The sequence below is a fragment of the Rhodopseudomonas palustris genome, from assembly GCF_034479375.1.
Taxonomy (GTDB): domain Bacteria; phylum Pseudomonadota; class Alphaproteobacteria; order Rhizobiales; family Xanthobacteraceae; genus Rhodopseudomonas; species Rhodopseudomonas palustris_M.
The window spans coordinates 305,901-322,532 of sequence record NZ_CP140155.1 but is presented as its reverse complement, the minus strand read 5'-3'; the positions used below and the strand labels follow the sequence as shown (position 1 = coordinate 322,532).

The window sequence follows — 16,632 nt, the reverse complement described above, 5'->3', positions numbered from 1 at the left end:
CCAGCAATAGAGCGTTAACCCTAATGTCCGGTTAATCACGCCAGCCTCGTCCCCTCGCCTCGATTCGAAAGCCCCTGCATGTCCTCGCTGTTCGCCACCGCTCCGGAACCGACCGCCATTCCGATTTCCTTCGTCACCCGATCCGGCTGGGAGGCGCTGGCCGCTACGTTGCCGGAGGCGGCGCAGCGTTTCGCGCGCGCGCATGGCTATCGCGGCAAGCCGGGGCAGTTGCTGGCGCTGCCGACGCCGGAGGGCGACATCGGCCACGTCCTGTTCGGGCTCGACGAGGCGGACGCGCGTGCGCCCGACCCATTCCGCGCCGGACAATTGCCGGGCCTGCTGCCGGCCGGCACCTATCGCTTCGCCAACGCGCCGCACGACACCAGGCTCGCGGTGCTGGCGTTCGCGCTCGGCGCCTACAAATTCGGCCGCTATCGCAACGCAGAGCCGCCGGCCGTCCGGCTGGTGCCGCCCGACGGCATCGACGTCGCCGCGATCGAGCGCGCGGTCGAGGCTGCGACGCTGGCGCGCGACCTGATCAACACGCCGTCGAACGACATGGGGCCGGCGGAGCTCGCCGACGCCGCGCAGGCGCTGGCGCAACGCTTCGGCGCGGATTTCACCTGCGTGGTCGGCGACGATTTGGTGACGCACAACTTCCCGCTGATCCACGCGGTCGGCATGGCGGCGACACGCGCGCCGCGGCTGATCGATTTCACCTGGGGCGATCCTGCGCATCCGAAGGTGACGCTGGTCGGCAAGGGCGTCTGCTTCGACACCGGCGGCCTCGACCTGAAGCCGTCGAGCGCGATGCTGATCATGAAGAAGGACATGGGCGGCGCCGCCAACGTGCTGGCGCTGGCCTCGATGGTCATGGCTGTGAAGCTGAAACTGCGGTTGCGCGTGCTGATCCCGGCGGTCGAGAACGCGGTCGCCGGCAATGCGATGCGGCCGCTCGACATCTTCCCGTCGCGCAAGGGCCCGACGGTCGAGATCGGCAACACCGACGCCGAGGGCCGGCTGGTGCTCGCCGACGCGCTGGCGCTGGCCGACGAGGAGGCGCCCGATCTGCTGATCGATCTCGGCACGCTGACCGGCGCCGCGCGCGTGGCGCTCGGGCCGGATCTGCCGCCCTACTACACGGATGACGAGACGCTGGCGCTCGACCTGGCGCGCTGCGCCAAAGCCGAGAACGATCCGCTGTGGCGGCTGCCGCTGTGGGGGCCGTACGATTCCTGGCTCGACTCCAAGGTCGCCGACATCAACAACGCGCCGTCGGGCGGCTTCGCCGGCTCGATCACCTGCGCACTATTCCTGCAGCGCTTCGTCGAGACGGCGAAGAGCTGGCTGCATGTCGACATCTACGGCTGGACGCCGAAGGCCAAGCCGGCACGGCCCGAAGGCGGCGAATGCCAGGCCGCGCGCGCGATCTTCGCGCTGCTGAGCGAACGCTATGGCTGAGACAACGACCGATCCACGGCTGACGCCGGCGCGGCCGGACCTAGCGGCGAAACATCTCGAAGGCCGGGTGAGCGCGGACCGTTTCGTCGACGGCGAAATCTTCGAGATCAGTTACGGCGTGGCGCCGGTGCGGTGCGAGCCGTTTTCCGGCGCGACGCTGCAGACCGAGGCGCTGAAGGGCGAGCGCGTCACGATCTACGACCGCACCGAAGAAGGCTGGGCCTGGGGCCAACTCATGACCGACAGCTATGTCGGCTGGCTGCCGGACCTTGCTTTGTACCGGCCCGGCGCGGAGCCGACCCACAAGGTGACGGCGCTGCGCACTTTCGCATTCCACGGCCCGTCGATCAAACTGCCGCCGGCGGAGACGCTGCCGCTCGGCGCGCGGCTCGCGGTGGTGCGCGAGGACGCGACCTTCGCGGTGACGCAGGAGGGCTGGTACGTGCCGCGCCGGCATGTCGCGGCGCTCGATGTCGTGGAGACCGATTACGTCGCGGTCGCCGAGCGCTTCGTCGGCACGCCGTATCTGTGGGGCGGCCGCACCAGCCTCGGCATCGACTGCTCCGGCCTGGTGCAGACCGCACTCGCGGCCTGCGGGATCGAAGCGCCGCGCGACAGCGACATGCAGGAGGCGGCGCTCGGCGAGCCGCTGCCGCTGTCGGAGCAGACCAGGCTGCGGCGCGGCGATCTGTTGTTCTGGAAGGGCCACGTCGCGATCGTGCGCGACGAAGACAGCATCGTCCACGCCAATGCGTATGCCATGGCGACCGCGATCGAGCCCGCGCGGGAAGCGATCGCGCGGATCGCGGCGAGCGGCAGCGAACTGAGCGCGATCAGGCGGCTCGGCCGAACAGATCCCGCAGCCGGCTGCGATTGAGCGCCAACCATTGCAGCGCGCTGACCAGCAGCGCGTTGGCGACCTGCCCGCGCTCGAGCGCCGCCAGCGCCTCGTCGATCGAGACCACGAAGGGCTGGGTGTCCTCGTCCTCGTCGGCGACGCCACCGCGCTCCAGCACCGCCGTGGAATCCACCAGCCCGGCGAAATACACGATCTGCTCATCGGTGAAGCCCGGGGTCGCCAGCACGCTGTACAGCTCCAGCAGCCGGTCCGGCGCGACGCCGATTTCCTCGATGCATTCGCGCCGCGCGGCGGCGGCCGGCGCCTCACCGGATTCCACACGCCCTGCGACGATCTCCACCATATTGCCGCGGCCGGTGGCGAAATGGGCGGGCAGCCTGAACTGCCGGATCAGCACCAGCGCGTCGCGCGCGAGATCGATCGGCACCACCGCGGCGACGCGGCTGGCGCGCAGCACGTCGCGCCGTTGCAGCAGCGGCGGTTCGCCGTCGCGCCGCAGCGAGATCTCGTAGCGTTCGTAGCTCATGAAGCCGCGGCCGATCAGCTCGGCCTCGGACACGGTGACATCGGCCTCGCGATCGGCGAGTTCATCGGCAAGGTCGATTTCCGTCATCAGACACCTATGGCGCGGCGGCGCCGCCCGGAGCGGCTTCAAGCCGGAACGCGGCGGCAAACAGCGCACGCGTATAGTCGGTCTTGGGGTGTTTGAACAGCTCCGCCGCAGGGCCTTCCTCGACCACCTTGCCCTGCTTCATGACGATCAGATGACTGGCGAGTGACGCCACCACGCGCAGATCGTGCGAGATGAACATGTAGGTGAGATCGCGCTTGCGCTGCAGCTCGCGCAACAGATCGACCATCTGCGCCTGAAACAACATATCGAGCGCGCTGGTCGGCTCGTCGAGCACGACGAAATTCGGCTCCAGCACCACCGCGCGGGCGATCGAGATGCGCTGGCGCTGGCCGCCGGAGAATTCGTGCGGATAGCGGAAGCGCGTCGCCGGATCGAGGCCGACGTCGGTCAGCGCCTTGACCACGCGCGCTTCGCGCTCGCCCTCCGACAGATGCGGCTGATGCACGCTGAGGCCCTCGGCGATGATATCGCCGACCGCCATGCGCGGGCTGAGCGCGCCGAACGGATCCTGAAACACGATCTGCATGTCGCGGCGGAACGGCAGCATCTCCTTGAATTTCAGGCCCTGGATGTCGCTGCTGAGAAACACGATCGGGCCTTCGGACGAGATCAGCCGCAGCAGCGCCAGACCGAGGGTGGTCTTGCCGGAGCCGGACTCACCGACCACGCCGAGCGTCTCGCCCTTGCGCACTTCGAGCGTGACGCCGTCGACCGCCTTGATGTGACCGACGGTCTTGCGCATCAGGCCGCGCTTGATCGGAAACCAGACCTTGAGATCATCGGTGGAGATCACCACCGGCGCGTCGGGCCGCGGCGGGGCCGGGTCCGGCTTCGGTTCGGCTGCGAGCAGCGCCTTGGTGTAAGCGTGGGTCGGCGCGGTGAATACCTGCTCGACCGGCCCCTGCTCGACGATCTTGCCGTTGTTCATGACGCAGACGACGTCGGCGATGCGCCGCACGATGCCGAGATCGTGGGTGATGAACAACAGGCTCATGCCGAGCCGGGCGCGGATGTCGGCGAGCAGCGCGAGGATCTGCGCCTGCACGGTGACATCGAGCGCGGTGGTCGGCTCGTCGGCGATCAGCAAATCAGGCTCGTTGGCGAGCGCCATCGCGATCATCACCCGCTGACGCTGGCCGCCGGAGAGCTGATGCGGATAGCTGGCGAGCCGGGTCTCCGGCTCGGGGATGCCGACCTGGGTGAGCAACTCCAGCGTGCGCGCCCTTGCCTTGGCGCCGCGCGGGCCGCCGTGCAGTTGCAGGATCTCGCCGATCTGCGCCTCGATCGTGTGCAGCGGATTGAGCGAGGTCATCGGCTCCTGGAAGATGATCGAAATCTCGTTGCCGCGGATGGCGCGGATGTCGTTCTCCGACATGCCGAGCAGCTCGCGGCCCTTGAACCGGATCTGACCGGTCGGATGCGACGCGGTCGGATACGGCAGCAGCTTCAGGATCGACAGCGCGCTGACCGATTTGCCCGACCCGGACTCGCCGACAAGCGCGACGCACTCGCCGCGCCTGATCTGATACGAGATGCGATCGACCGCGATCGTCGTGCCGCTCTGCTGATGGAAGGCGACGGAGAGGTCGTCGACGGCAAGCAAGGGCTGGTTGAGGGCGTCCATCAGGCGAGCTCCTCGATCAGGCGGGAGACATTCTCTCGAGTCGAGTCGAGCATTCGCAAACCTTCCGGCGGCCTCAATCGTCGATCCGCTGAAAGCATGGTACCGCACGAGCTATGAACAGCCGTCATCACATGAATTGCGTCGGCGAGTTTGGCCATTCCGAATGCCTGCCGGTAACTTGCGGTTGCGATCAGAATGCCGCGGGTCACCGTGCAAAGATCAAACAGGTCGCTTTCGACGATGAGATCGATGTAGTCGCGTTGTTGAGTCGGAGTCGCCTTTGCCAAGACTTCCGCGATCGTCAGCTCACTGGTCACAGCGAATCCCGGCCGGCGCTGGAACGCGTTGAACAGACCACGAAGCGGTTCAGAGATCTCCGTCCGCCCCTCGACCGCATAGATGAAAACATTCGAGTCGAGATATACGCGCGAACGATGCGGACCAGCGATCATTCCCACTCGTCTCTCTGCCGCCGCCACTCGGCATCGATTTCTTCTTTGCTCCGAAACGGTGGCCTGCGACGTGCGAAGATTTCGTCCAACGTGGGGCGCTGCTGCGGCGGCTGGTCGTCTTCTTCGATTGTGACGGTAACGACGGGACCAGCCAAACCTTCGCGCAGATCGGCAGGCAACGCCGACACAGGATAATTTTCTTTAACGATTCTGTTCATAGCGCTCACTCCTGGCGAACCCTACCACACCCTCACCTGAACGTCTTGCGCGGGTCGAAGGCGTCACGGACGGCTTCGCCGACGAAGATCAGCAGCGACAGCATGATCGCGACCGCGAAGAAGCCGGTGAAGCCGAGCCACGGCGCCTGGACGTTGGCCTTGCCCTGCGCCAGCAATTCGCCGAGCGAGGGCGAGCCGGGCGGCAGGCCGAAGCCGAGGAAGTCCAAAGCGGTCAGCGTCATCACCGAGGACGAGACGATGAACGGCAGGAACGTCATGGTGGCGACCATCGCGTTCGGCAGCAGATGCCGGACCATGATCTTCGCGTTGGAGACGCCGAGCGCGCGCGCCGCCATGATGTACTCGAAATTGCGGCCGCGCAGAAACTCGGCGCGCACCAGCCCGACCAGCGACACCCAAGAGAACAGCAGCAATATCCCGAGCAGCACGAAGAAGCCGGGCACCAGCACCGAGGACAGGATCAGCAAGAGATACAGCGACGGGATCGCGGTCCAGACCTCGATGAAGCGCTGGAAGCCGAGATCGACCCAGCCGCCGAAATAGCCCTGAATGCCGCCGGCGGCGACGCCGATCACCGAGGAGATGATCGTCAGGCTGAGGCCGAACAGCACCGAGATGCGGAAGCCGTAGATCAGCCTCGCGACGACGTCGCGGCCCTGATCGTCGGTACCGAGCCAGTTGTATTCGAGGTCGCTGCAGCCCCGCACACCCTTCTTCTCGACAACCGTCCTGCATTCCGCCTCGGTCAGCAACCAGGTCGGTTTCGACGGCGCGGGCGTCGGCAGATCGAGATTGTGGGTGTCGTAGGAATAGCGGATCGGCGCCCAGATCACGGTGCCGTTCTTGTCGGCGATCAGCTTCTGCAAGTAGGGATCGCGATAGTCGGCGGCGGTTTCGAAATCGCCGCCGAACGTGGTCTCGGCGTAGCTCACCGCCGCCGGGAAATAATAATGGCCGTCGAACTTGATCAGCAGCGGCCGGTCGTTGGCGATCAGTTCGGCGAACAGCGACACGCCGAACAGCACCAGGAAGATCCAGAACGACCAGTAGCCGCGCCGGTTGGCCTTGAAATTCTGCCAGCGCCGCTTGTTCAGCGGCGAGAAGCTGAGGCGGTGGCGGGCGGGCGGCACCGCTTCGCCGAGCGGCGCCTGCGTGGTGCTTTCGATCGGCTCGCGTGCGATCAGCGTCATCAGACTTCCCGCGCCTCGAAATCGATCCGCGGATCGATCCACATATAGGCCAGGTCGGACACCAGATTCACCACCAGCCCGACCAGCGAAAAAATGAACAGCGTGCCGAACACCACCGGATAGTCGCGGTTCAGCACGCTCTCGAAGCCGAGCAGGCCGAGCCCGTCCAGCGAGAAGATGGTCTCGATCAACAGCGAGCCGGAGAAGAACGCGCCGATGAAGGCGCCGGGGAAGCCGGCGATCACGATCAGCATCGCGTTGCGGAAGATGTGGCCGTACAGCACCTGGGTCTGGCTGCAGCCCTTGGCGCGCGCGGTCATGACGTATTGCTTGCGGATCTCGTCGAGGAACGAGTTCTTGGTCAGCAGCGTCATGGTGGCGAAGGCACCGAGCACCATCGAGATCAGCGGCAGCGTCAGGTGCCAGAAATAATCCAGGATCTTCCAGTACCAGGGAAACTCGCTCCAGCCGTCGGAGGTCAGGCCGCGCAGCGGGAACCAGCTGAAGAACGAGCCGCCGGCGAACAGGATGATCAGCAGGATCGCGAACAGGAAGCCCGGGATCGCAAAGCCGATGATGATCACCGCCGAGGTCCAGGTGTCGAATTTCGAGCCGTCCTTGACCGCCTTGCGGATGCCGAGCGGGATCGAGATCAGATAGGTCAGCAGCGTCATCCAGATGCCCAGCGACATCGAGACCGGCAGCTTCTCCTTGATCAGTTGCAGCACGCTGACGTCGCGGAAGTAACTCTTGCCGAAATCGAACCGGGCGAAATTCCACAGCATGATGGCGAAGCGTTCCGGCGCCGGCTTGTCGAAGCCGAACTGCTTCTCCAGGCTCTTGACGAAATCCGGATCGAGCCCCTGCGCGCCGCGATATTTCGAATTGACCGCGTCCGACGAGGCGCCGGCCTGCGGGCGGCCGCCGAAATCGCCGCCGGACGAGCCGGAGACGCGCGAGGCGGCACCGGTGTCGGCGCCGGAGAGCTGCGCGATCACACGCTCGACCGGGCCGCCGGGGGCGAACTGCACCACGACGAACGACACGAACAGAATGCCGAGCAGCGTCGGAATCATCAGCAGGATGCGGCGGAGAATATAGGCGGACATCTACTTCCCCTCGCCCTTCGGGTCGCTTCGCTCGGCGGCGGGATTGCTTTTCGCCCACCACAGGTCCGGCGCGTTGACGCCGGTGTATTTCGGCAGGTTCGGCGGATGACCGAACACGTCCCAATAGGCCAGCCGGTGCGAGGACGAGTACCATTGCGGCACCCAATAGCGGCCGGCGCGGACCAGCCGGTCGAGCGCGCGCGCGGCGACGACCAGCTTGGCGCGGGTGTCGGCGGCGATCACCTGATCCATCAGCGCGTCGATCGCCGGATCGGCGATGCCGGCGAGATTGTTCGAGCCCTTGGTGGCGGCGGCCTGCGACGAGAAGAAGTTGCGCAGCGCCTCGCCCGGCACGGTCGAGAAGCTGAAACGCTCGATCGCCATGTCGAAATCGAAATCGTCGCGGCGGGCGCGCGACTGCACCGGATCCACCAGCCGCACCGTCGCCTCGATGCCGAGCGTGGCGAGGTTCTTGACGAACGGCATGTGGTGGGCCTGGAACGCCGGCTCGTCGAGCAGAAACTCGACGCGCATCTGTTCGCCACTGGGCATCAGGCGCTTGCGATCCTTGACCAGGAAGCCGGCGTCGGCGAGGAGTTGGCCGCCCCGGCGCAGCAACGCCCGGTCCTGCCCCGAGCCGTCCGACGTCGGCGGCGCGAACGGCGCGCCGAACACTTCGTCCGGCACCTTGCCGCGGAACGGCTCGAGCAGCGCTAGCTCATCCGGCGACGGCGGCCCGACCGCCATCATGTCGGAGTTCTGGAACGGCGACACCGTGCGCTGATAGGCGCCGTACATGATGGTCTTGTTGGTCCATTCGAAGTCGAACGCGCAGCCGATCGCCTCGCGCACCCGCGGGTCCCTGAACTTGTCGCGCCGCGTGTTGATGAACCAGCCCTGCGCGCCGGACGGCGTCTCGTCGGGCAGCGTCTCGCGCTTGACCCGGCCGTCCTGGATCGCCGGGAAATCGTAGCGCGTATTCCAGATCCGCGAGGTGAACTCCTCGCGATACAGATAGCTGCGCCCCGAAAAGCCTTCGAAGGCGACGTCGCGGTCGCGATAGAATTCGTAACGCACGGTGTCGAAATTGTTGGCGCCGATGCTGACCGGCAGCTTCGCGCCCCACCAATCCTTGACGCGGTCGAAACTGATGAAGCGTCCGGATTCGAGTTGCCCGACCTTGTAGGGCCCGCTGCCGAGCGGGATCTCCATCGTCGACTCGTCGAACGCGTGCTTGGCGTAGTAGGCCTCCGAGAAGATCGGCAGGCCGGCGACGAACAGCGGAACGTCGCGGCCGCGCTTCGGCGCGAACGTCACCACCAGCGTCGCATCGTCGGTCGCTTTCGCGGCGATGAAATCGCGCATCTGCTGGGTGATGATCGGGTGGCCCTTGGCCTTGAGGATGTTCAGCGAGAACGCCGCGTCGCGGGCGGTCAGCTTGCTGCCGTCGTGAAAGCGCGCTTCGGGACGCAGCGTGAAGCGATAGGTCAGGCCGTCGGCCGAGATCGCGACCGACGAGGCCGCGAGGCCGTACATTGCGTCAGGCTCGTCGCCGGCCCGCGCCATCAAGGACGCAAAGGTCAGGCCCATGCCCTGCGCGCCGTCGCCCTTCAGAATGTAGGCGTTGAGCGAGTTGAAGGTCAGGAACGACTGGTTGAAGGCGCGGACCGACGGGATGGTCGAGAACAGGCCGCCCTTGGGCGCCTGCGGATTGACGTAGTCGAAATGCGGGAAATCCGCCTTGTACTTCAGGTCGCCGAACGCCGACATGCCGTGGGCGATGGTCTCACCTTCGGCCGCGGCCGCGGGGCGAAGATGCGCCGCCGCCAGCGCGCCGATTCCGAGGACGAGCACATTGCGACGATCGAGCTTCGCCATCAGCGGGCGTTCCCTCAAGAACGTCGGCCGATCTTGGCGGCCTTGGCTTCGTCGTACCACCACAGCGCCGGCAGGCCGGAACGCGCGTATTGCGGCAGCTCGGCACGGCTGAAACGGTCCCAGCGCGCGTAGCGCGAGAAGCCGTAGGTGAACTGCGGCACGACGTAGAAATTCCACAGCAGCACGCGGTCGAGCGCGCGGGTCGCGGCCACCAGCGTCGGCCGGTCCTTGGCGAAGATCACCTTGTCGATCAGCGCGTCGACCGCCGGGTTCTTGATGCCGATGGTGTTGCGCGAGCCCTGCTGGTCGGCCGCCTGCGAGCCCCAAAAGTCGCGCTGCTCGTTGCCGGGCGACAGCGACTGGCCCCACAGATCGGTGATGACGTCGAAATCGAAGGCGCGGATCCGGTTCTGATATTGCGCGTCGTCGACCACGCGGATCGACACGGTGACGCCGAGCCGCTCCAGCGATGGCCTGTAGAACAGCGAGATCCGCTCCGACGAAGGATCCTGCACCAGAATCTCGACCGTGACCGGCTTGCCGGAGCCATCGACCAGCTTGCGATCCTTGAAGTCGAAGCCGGCTTCCTTCACCAGCTTCATCGCCTCGCGCAGATTGGCGCGAACCGCTTCCGGATTGCCGCCGACCGGATTGGTGTAGGCCTGGGTGAACAATTCGGCCGGCACCTTGTCGCGCACGGTGTCGAGGATCGCCAGTTCCTCGCCCTGCGGCAGGCCGCTGGAGGCGAGCTCGGTGCCCTCGAAGTAGCTGTTGATCCGCTTGTACTGGCCGTAGAACAGTTGCTTGTTCATCTCCTCGAAATCGAACGCGTAGTTGAAGGCGCGCCGGATCCGCGCGTCCTTGAACATGTCGCGGCGCAGATTGAGCACGAAGCCCTGCATCCGGCCGGAATCGTTGATCGGGAATTCTTCCTTCACCACGCGCTTGTCGGTGACGGCGGGGAAGTCGTAGGCCGTCGCCCATTGCTTGGCGGAATTTTCGGCGATCCAGTCGGCCTGGTCGGCCTTGAAGGCTTCCAGCGCCACGGTGTTGTCGCGGAAGAACTCGAAGCGCAACTCGTCGAAATTGTACTGGCCGACGCGGACCGGCAGCTTCTCGCCCCAATAGTCCTTGACGCGCTCCAGCACGATCGAGCGGCCGGCGACGAAGTCCTTGATCCGGTACGGGCCGGAGCCGAGCGGCTTCTCCAGCGTGGTGGCGGAGATGTCGCGCTTGCGGCCCTGGTCGTCGGTGCCTTCCCACCAGTGCTTCGGCAGGATCATCAGTTCGCCGACGATGGTCGGCAGTTCGCGGTTGCCGGGCCCGTCGAAGCTGAAGCGGATGTCGCGTTCGCCGGTCTTTTCGGCCTTGGTGACGTGGCGATAATACGAGGCGTAGCGCGGGCTGAATTTCTTCAGCGAGTCGAACGAGAACACCACGTCGTCGGCGGTCACCGGCTTGCCGTCGTGCCAGCGCGCATCGGCGCGCAGCCGGTACACCACCCAGGAGAAATCGTCGGGATGCGCCGCGCTCTCCGCGAGCAGGCCGTATTCGGTGCCGACCTCGTCCTGCGACTGGGTCATCAGCGTCTCGTAGAGATAGCCCACCGCCGGGGCGATGTTGCCCTTCACGCCCGCCACCGCGAGATTGAAATTATCGAACGTGCCGAGCGAGATCTGCCGCGCCGCGCCGCCCTTCGGCGCGTCCGGATTGACGTAATCGAACCGCTTGAACCCGGGCGGATATTTGAGCTCGCCGAACAGCGACAGGCCGTGCCGCCAGGTCAGTCCGGAAGTCAGCTTGTCCGCCGCGTCCTCGGCCATCGCGGGCCCGCCGGCCAGCAGGCCGGAGCCGAGACCGAGTGCCGGGGTGGCGGCCGCCGCTACGCCGGCTTGCAGAAGATGTCGTCGGGTCAAATTCACGGTCTGGAATTCCTGTTGGCGTCGGACTGGCAGTTCGGACCTGATGTCAGGGCATGATCTCAGCACATGATCTCGGGATCTGGTTCTTAAGATTTGGACATCAAGACAGCACTCAAGCCGCAATATGCGGCGAGGATTCGGCCGATTATGCCGGATTTCCGGCAAGATAGCACCCCGCGGCAGGGAGCGTTGCGGCGAAACGTCCCGATCAGGACAGCGTGAAGGCTTGTGGCGCGCACGCGAAAACGGCCGGGAAAGACCCGGCCGTTGGAGATCGTCGATCGCGCTGGGGATGGACCGCTATTTGGCGGCGGTCGGAATCGCCTCGGGCGTGTCGGAATTCTTGTTCAGATAGGCGATCAGATCCGCCCGTTCCTTCTCGTTCGAGATCCCGGCGAAGCTCATCGCGGTGCCCGGGATATAGCCCTTCGGACTGGCGAGGAACTTGTTGAGTTCCTCGAACGTCCATTCGCCGCCCTTGGCCTTCATCGCGGCCGAGAAGTTGAAATTGCGACCTTCGCCAAGCTTCTCGCCGACGATGCCGTAGAGATTGGGGCCGACGCGGTTCGGGCCGTCCTTCTCGAAGGTGTGGCAGGCGGCGCATTTCTTGGCGGCGGAAATGCCCTTCTCGATCGATGCGGTCTGCAGCAAATTTTCGATCGGCTCGGAGGCGACGGGCGCAGCGTCCTTGCTCGGGGCGGGCTCGGCTTCCTTCACCGCAATGGCGTAGCCCTGCTTCTCGACCTTGTCCGGTGCAAAAATCGCCTGCGCGGCGAAATTCGACAGCAGCAGAACGAGACAGGTGGCGAGAACTGCGCCGAGAATTTTGTTGAGCTCGAATGAATCCATGGTGCGCTCGCGTTTCCCGTCAGACCGAGTCTGGATTGTTTATCGTTGGCATTCGCAAATAGACTTTAGTTGTGATGAGATAACGGTTTGCCCCTGCTCTTGCAACCCGTATAAGTGCTTTACACCCCGACGTACCAACAGCCTGATACCGTCCTGATTGAGGCACGGTGGGCCCATTTTCCACCGCACGGGCCCTATCCCGCATCCTGATGACAGCACACCCCACGCTCGTCCTGATCCCCGCGCGGATGGCCGCGACCAGGCTCCCCGGCAAGCCGCTGCTGGACATCGGCGGCGTGCCGATGATCGTGCATGTGCTGCGCCGCGCGCTGGCGGCGAACATCGGCCGGGTCGCGGTCGCGACCGATACGCCGGCGATCGCCGACGCCGTCAGAGCCCATGGCGGCGAGGTAGTGATGACGCGGGCGGACCATCCGTCCGGCTCCGACCGCATCCACGAGGCGCTGCAAAATCTCGACCCCGAGCGCACGATCCAGACGGTGATCAATCTGCAGGGCGACTTCCCGACCATCCGGCCGGAGCAGATCGGCGCCGTGCTGCCGCCGCTCGACGATCCGGCGGTGGATATCGCGACGCTGGCCGCCGAAATTCACACCGAGGAAGAGAGCACCAACCCCAACGTGGTGAAGGTGGTCGGCTCCCCGATCGGCGACGCCCGGCTGCGCGCGCTGTATTTCACCCGCGCCACCGCGCCGTGGGGCGACGGGCCGCGCTACCACCATATCGGGCTCTACGCCTATCGCCGCGCCGCGCTGGAGCGGTTCGTGGCGCTGCCGCCCTCGCCGCTCGAACAGCGCGAGAAACTCGAACAGCTCCGCGCGCTGGAGGCCGGGATGCGGATCGACGTCGGCATCGTCGACAGCGTGCCGCGCGGCGTCGACACCCCGGCCGATCTGGAAACCGCCCGGCGGGTGCTGGCCGGGTGAGCCTGCCCACTGGCGAAAACTGCTGCGGCTGCTAGAACGCGCCGCAACACGCAGGATCCCATGACCAAGACCATGAAAATCGCATTCCAGGGCGAGCCGGGCGCAAATTCCCATATCGCGATCGGCGACGCCTATCCCACCGCCGAGGCGCTGCCCTGCGCCACCTTCGAGGACGCGCTCGCCGCCATCACCTCGGGCGAGGCCGATCTCGGCATGATCCCGATCGAGAATTCGGTCGCCGGCCGCGTCGCCGACATCCACCATCTGCTGCCGCAGTCCGGCCTGTTCATCGTCGGCGAATGGTTTCTGCCGATCCGGCATCAGCTCGTCGCGGTGCCCGGCGCCAAGCTGGAAGACATCAAGACCGTCGAGAGCCACGTCCACGCGCTCGGCCAGTGCCGGCGCATCATCCGCAAATTCGGCATCCGGCCGATCGTCGCCGGCGACACCGCGGGCTCGGCGCGGATCGTCGCCGAGCGCGGCGACAAGAGCAGTGCTGCGATCTCGTCGCGGCTCGCGGCGAAGATCTACGGCCTCGACATCCTCGCCGAGGACATCGAGGACGAGACCCACAACACCACGCGGTTCGTGATGCTGGCGCGTGAGCCGCGCTGGGCGGCGCAGGGCTCGGGCCCGCTGGTGACGACGTTCGTGTTTCGGGTGCGCAATCTGCCGGCCGCTCTGTACAAGGCGATGGGCGGCTTCGCCACCAACGGCGTCAACATGACCAAGCTGGAAAGCTACATGGTCGACGGCAATTTCTTCGCCACGCAGTTCTACGCCGACGTCGACGGCCACCCCGAAGACCGCAACCTCGCCTTCGCGCTCGACGAACTGAAATTCTTCTCGCGCGAATTTCGCATCGTCGGAGTCTATCCGGGGCACCCGTTCCGGGCGACGTTTACGGAGCGGTGAAGTCTAACTGACCTCCGTCGCCGATTCATCCACGCGTGGTCATTCCGGGGCGCTTGCGCAGCAAGCGAACCCGGAATCCCGAGATGATGAACTCCTCTAGATTCCGGGCTCGCGAGCTGACGCTCGCGCCCCGGAATGACGGACTCGAACCGAACTACGCCGCCGCCCTCTGTGCCTCGAACGCTTCCGCCAACAGCGTGTAGCTGCGCTTGCGGGCGTCGTGGTCGTAGGTGGCGGTGATCACCATCAGTTCGTCGGCCTGGCTGGCGCTGATCAGCGGCTGCAGCGCCTGCATCACCGTCGCCGGGCTACCGACGAACAGCCGCGAGCGGTTGCGCGTGATCGAAGCGCGGTCGGCATCGGTCAAGGGATAGGCCTGCGCCTCCTCGACGCTCGGCAGCGGCACGTACTGGCCGCGGTCGCGGCGCAGCCGGTTGATGTCCATCGAGATCGCCAGCCGCTCGGCCTCCTCGTCGGTCTCGGCGATCACCGCCGCCACCGCGAGAATAGCGTGCGGCTTGCTGCGCCAGCGGGTCGGCCGGAAAGCGGCGCGGTAATGCGTCAGCGCCTCGACGGCGTCGTAGGACGCGAAGTGATGCGCGAAGGCGAAGCCCATGCCGACCTGCGCCGACAGCTCCGAGCTGTAATCGCTGGAGCCGAGCAGCCAGACCGGCGGCAGCGGCGCGTCGTTCGGCATGGCGACGACATTGTTGTAGGGATGGCCGGCGGGCCAGCCGCGCGTCTCCCACAGCATCAACTCCTGCAGCCGCTCGAGAAAATCGTCGCCCTCGCGGATGTCGAGCCGGCGGCGCAGCGCGTGCATCGTCGCCTGATCGGTGCCGGGCGCGCGGCCGATGCCGAGATCGATCCGGCCGGGGAACAGCGCCTCCAGCATCTTGAAGCGCTCGGCGACCATCAGCGGCGCGTGGTTGGGCAGCATCACGCCGCCGGAGCCGACGCGGATGCGCTCGGTCACCGCCGCGATCTGCCCGATCATGATTTCCGGCGCCGGACTCGCCACCGACGGCAGATTGTGATGTTCGGCCAGCCAGTAGCGGACATAGCCGAGCTTGTCGGCATGCCGGGCGAGGTCGATCGAGTTGCGCAACGCCGCCGCCGGCGGGGTGCCGGTGGTGACGACGGACAGGTCGAGGATGGAGAGTGGTAACATCCGGCTAAGGTAATGCTCAACCACGAGTGGCGCAAAGGTAAGCGGCTAGGAAATTCGCCGTAAGGAGGATCGGAACCTCTTAGTGGGCAGTCCTGGGACTTTTGCGAGGAGATCTCGTCTGGTTTTTCATCCCGGCGCCGCAACCGTGCTGATATTCCTTGTTTTTCGGGCGAAACCCTACAGAAGCAGCCGGAATCTCGGCCAATCTTGCCCACTTTCAAGGACTTGAATGCCAGATTTTCAGTCTAATTAACATCTGTTGGGCAAATTCCCACCCGATTTCGCCGATGGGTGGGCTGGATCGCCCCGCGGGTTCGGCTTAATTTCGAAAGCGTCGGCCGATGCGGCGGTGCACGCACGACCGGCTACGACGTCGTAACGACTCCGCTTTGCGATGCAGCGGTCGACGTGAGTTTCGACTTTCACTCTGGATGACCCGACATGAGCGACGTGCTGCAGCACATTCCGGCGATCTCGTTCGAGTTCTTTCCGCCGAAGACCGACGAGATGGAACGCAATCTGTGGCAGGCCATCAGCCGGCTGGCGCCGCTGCATCCGCGTTTCGTCTCGGTGACCTACGGCGCCGGCGGCTCGACCCGCGAGCGCACCCATTCGACCATCGCCCGCATCCTGCGCGAAACCAGCCTGACGCCGGCCGCCCACCTCACCTGCGTCGACGCGCCCTGCGCCGATGTCGACGAGGTGGTCGAGCGCTACTACGAGATCGGCGTCCGCCACATCGTCGCGCTGCGCGGCGATCCGTCGAGCGGGCTCGGCGGCGCCTACACGCCGCATCCGCAGGGCTATCGCAGCTCGGCCGATCTGGTCGCGTCGATCAAGCGCAAGCATCCGGACATCGACGTCACGGTGTCGGCCTATCCGGAGAAGCATCCGGAGAGCAGCGGCTTCGACGCCGACCTCGACATGCTGCAGGCGAAGGTCGATGCCGGGGCGACCCGCGCCATCACGCAGTTCTTTTTCGACAACGATCTGTACTTCCGCTACCTCGACCGCGTCCGCGCCCGCGGCATCGACATTCCGATCGTGCCCGGCATCCTGCCGGTGCAGAACTTCAAGCAGGCTTCCAGCTTCGCCACGCGCGCCGGCGCCAGCGTGCCGGACTGGCTGGCGAAGCAGTTCGAAGGTCTCGACGACGATCCCGACACCCGCAAGCTGGTGGCCGCGACGATGGCGGCCGGCCAGGTCCACAAGCTCGCCAAGCACGGCGTCGACACCTTCCATTTCTACACCATGAACCGCGCCGACCTGGTGTTCGCGATCAGCCATCTGCTCGGCCTTCGGCCCAATGCCGCAAGGAAAGCAGCGTGAACTTGCAACTGAACTCTCCGCGCGGATGGCGCGCTCCCTCTCCCCTGTCGAAC

General features: G+C 65.8%; 15 protein-coding genes. 5 read left to right on the top strand and 10 right to left on the bottom strand.

The annotated features are described in order from the left end of the window. Nucleotides 1-78: 78 nt before the first annotated feature. The gene (locus SR870_RS01430; RefSeq protein WP_322516276.1) at nucleotides 79-1,461 is read left to right on the top strand and encodes a leucyl aminopeptidase family protein; all 1,383 of its coding nucleotides are present in this window, start codon (nucleotides 79-81) and stop codon (nucleotides 1,459-1,461) included. Then, nucleotides 1,454-2,338 (top strand): C40 family peptidase, encoded by an 885-nt coding sequence (locus tag SR870_RS01425; protein WP_322516275.1) that lies wholly within the window; start codon nucleotides 1,454-1,456, stop codon nucleotides 2,336-2,338. The genes SR870_RS01430 and SR870_RS01425 overlap by 8 nt, the downstream gene beginning before the upstream one ends. Here the strand turns inward: SR870_RS01425 and SR870_RS01420 are convergent. The 9 genes from SR870_RS01420 to SR870_RS01380 form a co-directional block, all read right to left on the bottom strand. Further along, entirely contained in the window at nucleotides 2,295-2,933 is a 639-nt protein-coding gene (locus tag SR870_RS01420) for an NUDIX domain-containing protein (protein ID WP_322516274.1), read from the bottom strand. The genes SR870_RS01425 and SR870_RS01420 overlap by 44 nt on opposite strands. A gap of 7 nt (nucleotides 2,934-2,940) precedes the next feature. Further along, on the bottom strand, nucleotides 2,941-4,578 hold the full coding sequence (locus SR870_RS01415) for an ABC transporter ATP-binding protein (protein WP_322516273.1): 1,638 nt from the start codon (nucleotides 4,576-4,578) through the stop codon (nucleotides 2,941-2,943). Further along, nucleotides 4,578-5,030: a type II toxin-antitoxin system VapC family toxin gene (locus tag SR870_RS01410; protein WP_322516272.1), complete on the bottom strand. Its 453-nt coding sequence runs from the start codon at nucleotides 5,028-5,030 to the stop codon at nucleotides 4,578-4,580. The genes SR870_RS01415 and SR870_RS01410 overlap by 1 nt, the downstream gene beginning before the upstream one ends. Beyond that, complete coding sequence (locus tag SR870_RS01405) at nucleotides 5,027-5,248, bottom strand: hypothetical protein (protein ID WP_322516271.1); 222 nt, start codon at nucleotides 5,246-5,248, stop codon at nucleotides 5,027-5,029. Before SR870_RS01405 ends, SR870_RS01410 begins: the two co-directional genes overlap by 4 nt. A gap of 32 nt (nucleotides 5,249-5,280) precedes the next feature. Then, nucleotides 5,281-6,459 carry an ABC transporter permease gene (locus SR870_RS01400; protein WP_322516270.1) on the bottom strand — a complete coding sequence of 393 codons (1,179 nt, stop codon included), beginning with the start codon at nucleotides 6,457-6,459 and terminating at the stop codon, nucleotides 5,281-5,283. Beyond that, nucleotides 6,459-7,568 (bottom strand): microcin C ABC transporter permease YejB, encoded by a 1,110-nt coding sequence (locus tag SR870_RS01395; RefSeq protein WP_322516269.1) that lies wholly within the window; start codon nucleotides 7,566-7,568, stop codon nucleotides 6,459-6,461. Before SR870_RS01395 ends, SR870_RS01400 begins: the two co-directional genes overlap by 1 nt. Beyond that, nucleotides 7,569-9,446 carry an extracellular solute-binding protein gene (locus SR870_RS01390; protein WP_322516268.1) on the bottom strand — a complete coding sequence of 626 codons (1,878 nt, stop codon included), beginning with the start codon at nucleotides 9,444-9,446 and terminating at the stop codon, nucleotides 7,569-7,571. 14 nt (nucleotides 9,447-9,460) lie between these two features. Next, on the bottom strand, nucleotides 9,461-11,368 hold the full coding sequence (locus SR870_RS01385; RefSeq protein WP_322516267.1) for an extracellular solute-binding protein: 1,908 nt from the start codon (nucleotides 11,366-11,368) through the stop codon (nucleotides 9,461-9,463). 300 nt (nucleotides 11,369-11,668) lie between these two features. Next, on the bottom strand, nucleotides 11,669-12,217 hold the full coding sequence (locus SR870_RS01380) for a cytochrome c family protein (protein WP_322516266.1): 549 nt from the start codon (nucleotides 12,215-12,217) through the stop codon (nucleotides 11,669-11,671). Nucleotides 12,218-12,426: 209 nt separating this feature from the next. Between SR870_RS01380 and SR870_RS01375 the strand changes: the two genes are divergently transcribed. Together SR870_RS01375 and SR870_RS01370 are read left to right on the top strand one after the other, a co-directional pair. Continuing rightward, entirely contained in the window at nucleotides 12,427-13,164 is a 738-nt protein-coding gene (locus SR870_RS01375) for a 3-deoxy-manno-octulosonate cytidylyltransferase (RefSeq protein ID WP_322516265.1), read from the top strand. 60 nt (nucleotides 13,165-13,224) lie between these two features. Then, complete coding sequence (locus SR870_RS01370; RefSeq protein ID WP_322516264.1) at nucleotides 13,225-14,079, top strand: prephenate dehydratase; 855 nt, start codon at nucleotides 13,225-13,227, stop codon at nucleotides 14,077-14,079. A gap of 154 nt (nucleotides 14,080-14,233) precedes the next feature. Here the strand turns inward: SR870_RS01370 and SR870_RS01365 are convergent, their stop codons facing one another. Next, complete coding sequence (locus tag SR870_RS01365; RefSeq protein ID WP_322516263.1) at nucleotides 14,234-15,250, bottom strand: LLM class flavin-dependent oxidoreductase; 1,017 nt, start codon at nucleotides 15,248-15,250, stop codon at nucleotides 14,234-14,236. A gap of 441 nt (nucleotides 15,251-15,691) precedes the next feature. Between SR870_RS01365 and metF the strand changes: the two genes are divergently transcribed. Next, nucleotides 15,692-16,579: a methylenetetrahydrofolate reductase [NAD(P)H] gene (metF, locus tag SR870_RS01360; RefSeq protein ID WP_322516262.1), complete on the top strand. Its 888-nt coding sequence runs from the start codon at nucleotides 15,692-15,694 to the stop codon at nucleotides 16,577-16,579. Nucleotides 16,580-16,632 lie beyond the last annotated feature (53 nt).